Origin of the sequence: Curtobacterium luteum (genome assembly GCF_001475545.1) — a bacterium.
GTDB classification, from domain to species: domain Bacteria; phylum Actinomycetota; class Actinomycetes; order Actinomycetales; family Microbacteriaceae; genus Curtobacterium; species Curtobacterium luteum_A.
Genome location: NZ_LDQC01000052.1, coordinates 20441 through 30506 on the forward strand (window position 1 = coordinate 20441; position 10066 = coordinate 30506).

At 74.4% G+C, this 10066-nt stretch carries 10 protein-coding genes; 3 read left to right on the top strand and 7 right to left on the bottom strand.

All coding sequences use genetic code 11. The features are described from left to right. The first annotated feature begins 66 nt into the window (after nt 1–66). The gene (locus NS184_RS09900) at nt 67–1326 is read left to right on the top strand and encodes an isochorismate synthase (protein ID WP_058725952.1); all 1260 of its coding nucleotides are present in this window, start codon (nt 67–69) and stop codon (nt 1324–1326) included. 309 nt (nt 1327–1635) lie between these two features. On the opposite strand, the gene menD is transcribed toward NS184_RS09900, so the two are convergent. Both menD and NS184_RS18715 read right to left on the bottom strand, forming a co-directional pair. After that, on the bottom strand, nt 1636–3327 hold the full coding sequence (gene menD, locus NS184_RS09905; protein ID WP_058725960.1) for a 2-succinyl-5-enolpyruvyl-6-hydroxy-3-cyclohexene-1-carboxylic-acid synthase: 1692 nt from the start codon (nt 3325–3327) through the stop codon (nt 1636–1638). A gap of 79 nt (nt 3328–3406) precedes the next feature. Further along, nucleotides 3407–3766, bottom strand: a complete 360-nt coding sequence (locus NS184_RS18715; RefSeq protein ID WP_058725953.1) for a PLDc N-terminal domain-containing protein — start codon at nt 3764–3766, stop codon at nt 3407–3409. A 63-nt stretch (nt 3767–3829) separates the two neighbouring features. On the opposite strand from NS184_RS18715, the gene NS184_RS09915 reads away from it, so the two are divergent. Next, the gene (locus NS184_RS09915; RefSeq protein WP_083513603.1) at nt 3830–4150 is read left to right on the top strand and encodes a DUF4229 domain-containing protein; all 321 of its coding nucleotides are present in this window, start codon (nt 3830–3832) and stop codon (nt 4148–4150) included. A 116-nt stretch (nt 4151–4266) separates the two neighbouring features. Here NS184_RS09915 and NS184_RS09920 read toward each other — a convergent pair whose 3' ends face one another. The 4 genes from NS184_RS09920 to NS184_RS09935 all read right to left on the bottom strand — a co-directional run bounded on the left by NS184_RS09920 (nt 4267) and on the right by NS184_RS09935 (nt 8394). Continuing rightward, nucleotides 4267–5265: a 1,4-dihydroxy-2-naphthoate polyprenyltransferase gene (locus NS184_RS09920; RefSeq protein WP_058725954.1), complete on the bottom strand. Its 999-nt coding sequence runs from the start codon at nt 5263–5265 to the stop codon at nt 4267–4269. A 97-nt stretch (nt 5266–5362) separates the two neighbouring features. Continuing rightward, a complete protein-coding gene (locus tag NS184_RS09925; RefSeq protein WP_058725955.1) occupies nt 5363–6499 on the bottom strand; it encodes an AMP-binding protein in 1137 nt (378 codons plus the stop codon). Between the two features lie 28 nt (nt 6500–6527). Continuing rightward, nucleotides 6528–7457, bottom strand: coding sequence for a 1,4-dihydroxy-2-naphthoyl-CoA synthase (locus tag NS184_RS09930; protein WP_058725961.1), 930 nt, complete (start codon nt 7455–7457; stop codon nt 6528–6530). A gap of 250 nt (nt 7458–7707) precedes the next feature. Beyond that, nucleotides 7708–8394, bottom strand: coding sequence for a hypothetical protein (locus tag NS184_RS09935; RefSeq protein WP_152998163.1), 687 nt, complete (start codon nt 8392–8394; stop codon nt 7708–7710). Nucleotides 8395–8537: 143 nt separating this feature from the next. On the opposite strand from NS184_RS09935, the gene NS184_RS09940 reads away from it, so the two are divergent. After that, nucleotides 8538–9524, top strand: a complete 987-nt coding sequence (locus NS184_RS09940) for an o-succinylbenzoate synthase (protein WP_058725957.1) — start codon at nt 8538–8540, stop codon at nt 9522–9524. A gap of 300 nt (nt 9525–9824) precedes the next feature. Here the strand turns inward: NS184_RS09940 and NS184_RS18330 are convergent. Next, the coding region (locus NS184_RS18330; RefSeq protein ID WP_193750441.1) for a hypothetical protein at nt 9825–10066 on the bottom strand (242 nt) is incomplete at its 5' end.

The window sequence follows — 10066 nt, forward strand, 5'->3', positions numbered from 1 at the left end:
TTCCCGTGAGCCTGCGGCGCGTGGCCCGGACGCGCCCGGCACGGGTGCTGCGCGTACGATCGGTGCGTGCCCCGAACCACCACGGCCGCCCCGCCGCTGACGGTCTCGACCCGGATCCTCGACGACCCGGGCGCCGTCCTCCGCCACACCCTGCGCGACGCCCCGCTGGCCTTCGTCCGCGGCGGCGACGGGATCGTCGGGATCGGCGAGGCGCTGCGGTTCGAGTTCACCGGGCCGTCCCGGATGCGCGATGCCTCGGCGGTCTGGCGGGACGTCGTCGCCTCGGCGGAGGTCGACGACCCCGTGCAGCTCCGCGGTTCCGGCCTCGTCGCGTTCGGCGCGTTCGCGTTCGCCGACGACTCCGCCGACACGAGCGTGCTCATCGTCCCGCGAGTCGTGATCGGCCGTCGTCGCGGCAAGGCCTGGCTGACCGCGGTCGACACCACGCCCGAGCCGGCACCGTTGGCGTTCCGCCGGACATCGGTGCCGGTCCCCCGCGTGGGTGGTCACGTCCGGGTGACGCTCAGCCCGGGGCGCATCGACGAGGACACGTACGCCCGCTCGGTCGCCGAGGCCGTGCGCCGCATCGCCGCGGGCGAGGCGCGGAAGGTCGTCCTCGCCCGCGACCTCGTCGGGACCCTGCCGGAGGGGGCCGACCAGCGCGCGCTCCTCCTCGACCTCGCCGCCGCGTACCCGCAGTGCGCGACGTTCGCCGTCGACGGGATCGTCGGTGCGACGCCCGAGACGCTCGCCCGCACCGACGGCACGCGGGTGTCCGCCCGGGTGCTCGCCGGCAGTGCCGCGCGCGGCGACGACCCGGTGTCGGACCGCGCCGCAGCCGAGGCCCTCGCGTCGAGCCCGAAGGACGTCGAGGAGCACGCCTTCGCGATCGAGAGCCTGCTCGCCGCGCTGCGGCCGCTCGCGACCGACCTCCGTGCCGACCCGGAGCCGTTCCGGTTGCAGCTGCCGAACCTCTGGCACCTCGCCACGGACGTCCAGGCGACCCTGCCGGCGGGGACCACCTCGCTCGACGTCGCCGACGCCCTCCACCCGACCGCGGCCGTCGCGGGCACTCCGACCGACGTCGCGGTGCGGCTGGTCGCCGAACTGGAGGGGGTCGACCGCGGCCGCTACGCGGGGCCGGTCGGCTGGCTCGGCGCGAACGGCGACGGCGAGTGGATGCTCGCGCTCCGGAGCGCCCGGATCACCCCGGACGGCACGGTGCGGGCCTGGGCAGGCGCGGGCATCGTCGCCGGGTCGGTCCCGGAGCGCGAGGTCGCCGAGACCGCGCTGAAGTTCCGCCCCGTCACCGACGCGCTCGCCTGACCCCGCGACCACCCACCGGTTCGGGGCACGCCGGGTGACACCGGGCGTGCCTGCCGGCTCCGGGCGTACCGGGCGGTTCCGGGCGTGCCGGGCGGTTCCGGGCGTACCGGGCGGTTCCGGGCGAACCCGGCCGTTCGTTCCGACCAGCGACGCCCGATCCGACCTTCCACACCGCATGCGATGGGAATGAACCCGCACGCCGGGAGGACGGGAGGCCCGTTGCGGGCCGGCACCGTGCCTCCAGGCCGGCCCGCCGCACGGATCACCGACGCGACCCACGAGACCACGCCGCGCCGCGCGCCGCCCCGCTCAGTCAGCCAGCGGCACCTCGACGACGAGCCGCTCCGCCGGGTCCGTCAGCACCTGCTCGAGGTCGCCCCACGACGCCGCACGCCGGTACTCCCACCCGAGCCCGGTGACCACACGCTCGACGTCCACGTGCTGCGGCGTGCTCATCATCCGCGTCATGTCGGCCTCGGGGGTGGTGGCCGCGACCTCGAGCCCCCGGAAGATCGCCCCGCCGCCGTCGTTGCCCACGACGACCTGCATCCGGTGCGTGCGCTCCTCGGTCCCGGTGACGAACGCCCCGAGGTCGTGCAGGAACGTGAGGTCGCCGACGAGCACGCGGGTCGTCCCGACCGAGGCGGACGACCGCTCGAGCGCCGCCGCGATCCCGAGGGCGGTCGACACCGTGCCGTCGATGCCCGCGAGACCGCGGTTGGCGTGCACGCGGAGCTTCTTGCCGGGCACCCGTCCGTCGGCGACGCGGATGAGCTGCGACGCACCCAGCACGAGTCGGTCGTGCGGCCAGGTCACACCCCAGACGGCCTCGGTCAGCATCGCTCGGTCGACGGGGCGTCGGCGGAGCGCCACCTCGTCGCGGAGGAACCGGTTCCGCTCGGCGCGGTCGGGCGAGCGCTTCGCGTCCAGGTCGGGCGCGGCGTCACCCGCACCGAGCAGCGTGCGGCTCGCGACCACCCAGCGGCCCACCCACGCGCGGTGTGCCGGGGTGGTGCGGCCCGCCACGCGGACGCCGGACACGACGGTGGTCGCCGCGTCCGGCCGGGAGGCACGGGCCGGGTCGTAGACGTCGGCTCCCGGTGCGCGGACCACCACCGTCTCGACGTCGGTGCGCTGCAGGAGCGCGGGGACCTCACGGCTGAGCGTCGGGTGGCCGAGCACGACCGCGCGACGGACCGCGCCGCCGAACGCGGGGTCCTGGAGGAGCTGGCGGTAGGCGACCACGAGGTGCCGGCCGAAGTGCGCACCGCTCGACACCTCGGCGATGAGCGGTGCACCCAGCTCCCAGGCGATGCGTTCGGCGTCCTCCCCGGCGTCGTGCCCGGCGATGACGACCGTGGCGGGCTCGTCGTCCGGTGCCAGCTCGGCGACGGGCAGGTCGGTGTGCTGTCGACGCGTGGCGTACGCGGTGTCGACCTCGTCGTCGGGGACGGCCTCGACCGCACCGTCGGCGAGACCGGCGGACAGCGGCTCGCGGAAGGCGACGTTGAGCTGGACCGGACCGGGCTGTCCCGTGTGTCCGGATGCCGCGGCGACGGCCTGCCGGGCGAGCTCGCGCGCCGACCGGCGGAGTTCGTCATCGGGGGTGTCGGCGACCGGTGCATGGACGTCGCGGACGAACGACACCGCGGGCCCGAAGATCCCGGGCTGGACGGTCGTCTGGTTGCTGCCGATGCCGCGGAGCTCGTCGGGGCGGTCGGCGCTCAGGACGATCATCGGGACGCCGGAGTGGTGCGCCTCGAGCACGGCGGGGTGCAGGTTCGCGACGGCCGTGCCACTCGTGGTGACGACGGCAGCGGGGCGGCCGGTCTCGACCGCGAGGCCGAGCGCGAAGAACCCGGCGGTGCGCTCGTCGAGCCGCACGTGCACGGTGACACCACCGGCGCGCTCGAGTGCGACGGCCGCGAGCGCGAGGGCCTGCGAGCGGGAACCGGGGCTGACCACGACGTCGGTGACGCCGGCGCGGGCGAGTTCCTGCAGGAGGGCGACGGCGAAGTCGGTCGCGGGACTACGGCGAGCGCCGCCGGTGTCGCTCGGACGGCTGCTGGCCGAGCCGGGTTCAGCCGTTGGGCCGCCCGTCGTCGTCCCGGTCGTGGAACTGGTCTTCGAGGTCTCGGAGGGTTGCGTCGTCCTGGTCCTTGTCCGTGCGGGACCGCTCCGGGGGCGTCGGTCCGCCGCCCAGGAAGTCCGGGTCGTCTTCGGGTCCACGGTACCGCTGCACTGGTGCCGGCCCGGCGGGTGCCCGGCCGAGCAGGAGCCAGAGGACACCGCCGACGACGGGGAGGACGATCACGAGCAGCACCCACACGCCGCGGCTCAGGGAACGCACGCGCTGGCGGGGCATCGTGGCACAGTCGATCGCCGTCCACACCGTGAACGCCACGGCGGCGACGACGACGATCAGCCACAGTCGGACCATGCACGGAGTCTAGGCAGTCCGCCTGTACAGCACCTGCCATCCCGGGCTTCGTACACTTGTCGGGTGAAAGCGTGGCTCCTCTACTCCCTGGCGCGTCTCGGCATCTTCGCGGCCGCCCTCGTGCTGCTGCTCGTCCTGACGCCGATGCCCTGGTACTGGGCCACGATCATCGCCGCCCTCGTGGGCCTGCTCGTGTCGTACATCGCCCTCGGGAAGCTCCGGCACCGCGTCGCGCTGAGCCTCGCCGAGCGTCGACCGGGCCCGGCACACGACGCCGACACCGACTTCGAGGACGACTTCGTCGACGCCGCCGACGGAGAAGCCCCGCGCGAGCAACCCCTCTCGGACGCCGACCGCCACGCCTCGCGTCGCGACGACGCCTGACGCCCCCTCGCCGCTGTCCGCAGCGCTCGCAACGCCGCGCCGAGCGCCGTCGCGCCGCCACGCCTCGCGTCGCGACGACGCCTGACCGTCCGCGGGCGCACGGCGCCGGGGAGCGGCTACGGCTGGACGGCGAGCGTGATGCCGAGCACCACCCCGTAGGCGAGCGACGCGAAGGACGACAGCTGCAGTGCCGTGATCAGCTCGCGCGGCTTGCGCGTCGAGACACCGATCACGAGGGCCGGGAGCGCGAGCAGCAGCGAGAAGTACGTCAGCCCGGTCCGGAAGTAGAGCAGCACGAACCAGAGCAGCACCACGTACGGGAGCATCAGGAACAGGCCGTACAGCGTCCGCGCGACCGACCGCCCGAGCACCACCGCAAGGGTCCGCTTGCCGGCAGCCCGGTCCTCGTCGATGTCGCGGATGTTGTTCACCATGAGCACCGCGCAGGCGAAGAAGCCCGCCGCGACGGCCGCGGCCCACCCGCTCGTCGTGACCTGCTGGATCTGCGTGTACTGCGTCCCGAGCACGGCGACGAGGCCGAAGAACACGAACACGAACACCTCACCGAGGGCGTTGTACCCGTAGGGCCGCTTGCCGCCGGTGTAGAACCAAGCGGCGACGATCGCGGCCGCGCCGATGAGCAGGATCCACCAGAGACCGGTCAGCACCACGATGACGACCCCGGCGACGGCGGCGAGTCCGAAGAACGTCAGCGCGACGGTCAGCACCGTGCGGGGCTTCGCGATGCCCGCTCCGGTCAGTCGAGCGGGCCCGACCCGGTACTCGTCCGTCCCGCGCACGCCGTCGGAGTAGTCGTTGCTGTAGTTCACACCGATCTGCAGGAACAGCGCCACCGCGAGCGCGAGGAGGGCGATCGCGAGGTGCCCGTCCTTCGCCAGGTAGTCGCCGAAGTCCCCGGGCTCGCCGCTGTCCACGAACGCGACGGCGGTGCCGAGCACCACGGGCACCACGCCGAGCGTCAGCGTCCGCAGGCGGGCGCCGCCGATCCAGTCGCGTGCGGTCGCCTTCCGCTGTCCGCCGCGCTGCAGGCCTGCGGCCTTCGCGGGGTTGCCACTCCGGCCCTTGGGACGGCTCTGCTGCTTCGATCGTGCCACGGCCGATCATCGTACCGGCGATCACAGGGGGCGGGCTCGGCGGGTCGGACGGGCGGCCTGGAGGCACGGATCGCCCGTCCGCGGCAGCGCGGCTCCGTCAGGTGGTCGGGTCCGCGAGCGCGTGGACGGCCCGGCGGTCCGGCTTGCCGCTCGCCAGCATCGGCAGGCGGTCGACCACCACGACCTCGGCCGGTCGGGCGGCGCGGCCGAGCACGGTGCCGACGGCCTCGCGCACGGTGTCGAGGTCCAGCGGACGCTCGGTGACCACGACCGGCACCTCGCCCCACTCCCCCGATCTCCGTCGTGTGACGACCGCGCCGTCCTGACCGGGCAGTCCGCGGACGATCCGCTCGACCGCGCCGAGCGGGACCTTCTCGCCGCCTGAGATCACGACGTCGTCGAGCCGACCGGTCACCCGGACCCGGCCGTCGACGATCGCGCCGGAGTCGCCCGTGCGGTACCAGCGCTGCCCGTCGGCCTCCGTGAACGCCTCCGTCGTGCGCTCGGCATCGCCGAGGTAGCCCTCCGCGAGGACCGGTCCGGCGAGCAGCAGTTCGCCGTCGTCGACCGTCGCGTGCACGGGTCCGAGGGGCACGCCGTCGTACACGCAACCGCCGCTGGTCTCGCTCGCGCCGTACGTGGTCACGATCCGGACGCCGGCGGACCGCGCACGCTCCCGGAGCGCTTCGGGCGTCGCCTGCCCGCCGACGAGGACCGCGTCGAACCCCGAGAGCGCGGCGGTGGCCCGCTCGTCGTCGAGCACCCGCGCGAGCTGCACCGGCACGAGGGAGGTGTACCGGTTCGGTGCCGAACGGTCGGTCACGAGCCGGTCAGCGGCGTCGGCGAAGAGCGCCGGGTCGAAGTGCCCCGGCGGCACGAGGACCGGCGTCGTGCCCGCGGTGATCGAACGCGTCAGGACGTTGAGTCCGGCGATGTAGTGCGTCGGCAGCGCGAGCAACCAGTGTCCCGGTCCGCCGAGCGCCGCGTCGGCGGCTGCGGCCCCGGCGAGCAGCGCCTCGGACGACAGCGCCACCCGCTTGCCCGTGCCCGTCGATCCGCTCGTCTCGACCACCAGGGCGACCCGCCTGGGGACGTCGGCCGGAGGCGGCGTCGGCAGCGCCGGAGCCCCTTCGGCAACGGGGAGCAGGGCGGGGCCGCCGGCGAGTGCTGCCTCCAGGCCGCGCAGCACCGCGGACGGGTCGGACGTGCCGAGCGCGACCAGCGGGCGGGGCATCAGGCCCGTCCCGCGACGCGGGCCACGGTCAGTAGTGCCACGGGAAGGAGGTCCACTCGGGCTTGCGCTTCTCGAGGAAGGAGTCGCGACCCTCCACGGCCTCGTCGGTGCCGTAGGCGAGGCGGGTCGCCTCGCCGGCGAAGACCTGCTGCCCGACCATCCCGTCGTCGACCGCGTTGAAGGCGTACTTGAGCATCCGGATCGCCGTCGGGGACTTGCCGAGGATGATCTCGCCCCACCGGATCGCCTCGCGCTCGAGGTCCTCGTGCGGGACGACCGCGTTCACGGCGCCCATCTCGTACGCGCGCTGGGCGGAGTACTCCTGCGCGAGGAAGAAGACCTCGCGGGCGAACTTCTGCCCGATCTGCTTCGCGTAGTAGGCGCTGCCGTACCCGCCGTCGAACGACCCGACGTCAGCGTCGGTCTGCTTGAACTTCCCGTGCTCGGCGCTGGCGATCGTCAGGTCGCAGATCGCGTGCAGCGAGTGGCCGCCACCCGCCGCCCAACCGGGTACGACCGCGATGACGACCTTCGGCATCATGCGGATGAGCCGCTGGACCTCGAGGATGTGCAGACGGCCCAGCGACGCCTGTGCCGCGGCCGGGTCGACACCCTCGGGCGGGGCACCCTCGTCGCCGACGTACTGGTAACCGCTGCGGCCGCGGATGCGCTGGTCGCCGCCGGAGCAGAACGCCCACCCGCCGTCCTTCGGGCTCGGACCGTTGCCGGTGAGCAGGACGACACCGACCCGGGGGTCCTGCCGTGCGTCGTCGAGGGCACGGTAGAGCTCGTCGACCGTGCGGGGGCGGAAGGCGTTCCGGACCTCGGGACGGTCGAACGCGACACGGACGATCCCCTGCGAGACGTGCTTGTGGTACGTGATGTCGGTGAAGTGCTCCGCGATCGGAACCTCGGTCCAGACGTCGGGATCGAACAGGTCGGAGACAGGGGCAGGCATGCCTCCAACGTACCGCCGGGCTCCGCTCAGGCGGTTCCGCACACGTCGCGGCCGGGCCGTGCCGTCGGTCGGCCGCACCGCCGGCCAGGCCGTGCCGTCGGTCGGCCGCACCGCCGGCCAGGCCGTGCCGCCGGTCGGGCACCACCGCCGGCCAGGCCGTGCCGCCGGTCGGGCACCACCGCCGACCAGGCCGTACCGCCGGTCGGGCCGCACCGTCGGTCGGGCCGCACCGTCGGTCGGGCCGCACCGGTCAGCTCGCGCTGCCGCCCATGTCGGTGAGGAGCTCCGGCGCGACGACGACGATCAGGACGATGAGGATCACCGGGTTGGCGAGGAACGCGACCACGACGCCGATCGCTCCGTACCAGCGGCCCAGCGACCCCACGGCCGCGATGAACCCGAGGACCGCGGCGACGAGCGTCAAGAACACCGTCACGAAGCAGATGCCGAACGCGAAGGTGCTGTCGCCACCGACGAAGACCGCGAAGGCGCTGGCGTCGATCGCGGCACACACCACCGCGAGGCCGAGAGCGATCTTGCCGACGAGCGGGTTGCGACGACGACGGGTGACTCCGCGGGCGTCGCGCACGTCCACGGTGTTCCGCTGCAGCAGCCGGGCGAACTCGTCCGGCTGACCGGTCGCGCGGGCGGCTCCGGTCGTGCGAGCGGCACCGCTCGCGCGGGACTGGACGGTGCCGGGCCGCTGCGGCTGGCTCGGTGTCCGAGCGGTGGTGCGGGGCTGCGCAGCCCGTTGCGGCTGCGCAGTTCGGGGTTGCTGGGCCGCCCGCTGGGGCTGCGCTGCCCGCTGCTGCTGCGCGGCCCGCTGCTGCTGCGCGGCCCGCTGCTGCTGGGCTGCCCGCTGCTGCTGCGCGGCGGTGGCGCGCTGCTGCGGAGTCGCACCGCGTGGTGCTGCTCCTCGCTGCGGATCCGGCGACACCGAGCCTCCCTCTACGTCGGTCGTCCGGCGGGCTCGGGTCCCGCCGACGTGAGCGCCGACCGAGGCCGACCGTCGCATGCTAGTGCGCTGCGCTGGCGGTCCCCTCCGAACAACCGTGGGGCACCCTGGACGCTCCTGGGAGGATGGTCATCGTGTTCCCCGACATCGCTGAACTCCTCGCCGACGCCCACGTGGTGTCCCTGCCGATGCGCGTCCGGTTCCGCGGGATCACGACCCGCGAGGCCGTGGTCCTCCGCGGCCCCGAGGGCTGGACGGAGTTCTCGCCCTTCGTCGAGTACGACGACGCCGAGGCGGCCGGGTGGCTCCGCGCCGCCGTCGACTTCGGGTGGACCGCGCACGAGCCCGCCGCCGACTCCGTGCCGGTCAACGCCACGGTGCCCGCGATCGACCCGGCCGAGGTCGCCGAGCTGCTCGCCCGCTACCCGGGCTGCACGACCGCGAAGGTCAAGGTCGCCGAGCCGGGCACGACCCTGGAGGACGACGTCGCTCGCGTCGCGGAGGTCAGGCGGGTGATGGGCCCGGCCGCCGCCGTCCGGGTCGACGCCAACGGTCTCTGGTCCGTCGAGCGGGCCGCCGTCGCGCTGGAGCGGCTCGCGGCGTTCGACCTGCAGTACGCCGAGCAACCGGTAGCGAGCGTCCCGGAGCTCGCCGAGCTGCGGTCGCGGATCGACGGCCTCGGCGTCCGGATCGCGGCGGACGAGAGCGTCCGCAAGGCCTCCGACCCGCTCGCGGTCGCCCGCGCCGGGGCAGCCGACGTCCTCGTGGTGAAGGCACAGCCGCTCGGTGGGGTGACCGCCGCAGCCGGGATCGTCGCGGAGGCTGGTCTCCCCTGCGTCGTGTCGAGCGCACTCGACACCTCGGTCGGGCTCGGGATGGGCGCGTTCCTCGCTGCACGCTCGATGGCGACGGGGTTCGCCGCCGGACTCGGCACGGCGGCGATGTTCGCGGCGGACGTGTCAGCCGCCCCGCTGCTCCCCGTCGGCGGTCGGATCGCCGTGCGACGGGTCGACGTCGACCGCGATCTGCTCGAGCGGCACGCGGCGTCGCGCGAGCGCACTGTGTGGTGGCTCGACCGCCTGCGGCGCGTGCACGGCGTGCTCACCGCTTGACCGGCTCGGCGGGATCCGTGCAGGGCCTCCGACCTCCGGTCTCCGGTCTCCGGCCTCCGGACTCCGGACTCCGGTCTCCGGACTCCGGACTCCGGACTCCGGACTCCGGCCAGGTTCCACGACTCGCCGCTCACGTCCACCGAGGTTCCACGGCGAGCACGTCGCGCGAGGCAGATGCCGCGATTTCGGAACCTCGGGGCACCGCGCCCCGGACCACCGGACGCTGCGCGCCGGACGCACGCACAGACGGACGGGAGGCACGGTGCCAGCTGGCACCGTGCCTCCCGTCCGTCGTGCGCGTCAGCGCGCGATCGTCGCGAGCGTCCCGGTCCCGTCCGCCGGCTCCGGCGCCGCCGCGAAGACCCCGTCGTAGAGCCGGACGACGCTCCAGCCGGCCCTGAGCACCGCCCTCCCGCGGCCCGCGGCGACCCACGGGAGGAACCCGGAGAACGAAGCCGGCGCGACCACCCACGCGAGGAACCCGCAGACCGTGCTGCCGTGCGCACCGCGCACCAGCGCGACACGCCAGTACAGACTCTTCC

Bases quoted from the DNA above. Each gene is read 5' to 3' on its own strand.
- NS184_RS18715 (WP_058725953.1), bottom strand. From the start codon at position 3,766: ATGGTCCGACTGTGGCTGATCGTCGTCGTCGCCGCCGTGGCGTTCACG.
- NS184_RS09925 (WP_058725955.1), bottom strand. From the start codon at position 6,499: ATGCCCCGCCCGCTGGTCGCGCTCGGCACGTCCGACCCGTCCGCGGTG.
- NS184_RS09930 (WP_058725961.1), bottom strand. From the start codon at position 7,457: ATGCCTGCCCCTGTCTCCGACCTGTTCGATCCCGACGTCTGGACCGAG.
- NS184_RS09940 (WP_058725957.1), top strand. From the start codon at position 8,538: ATGGTCATCGTGTTCCCCGACATCGCTGAACTCCTCGCCGACGCCCAC.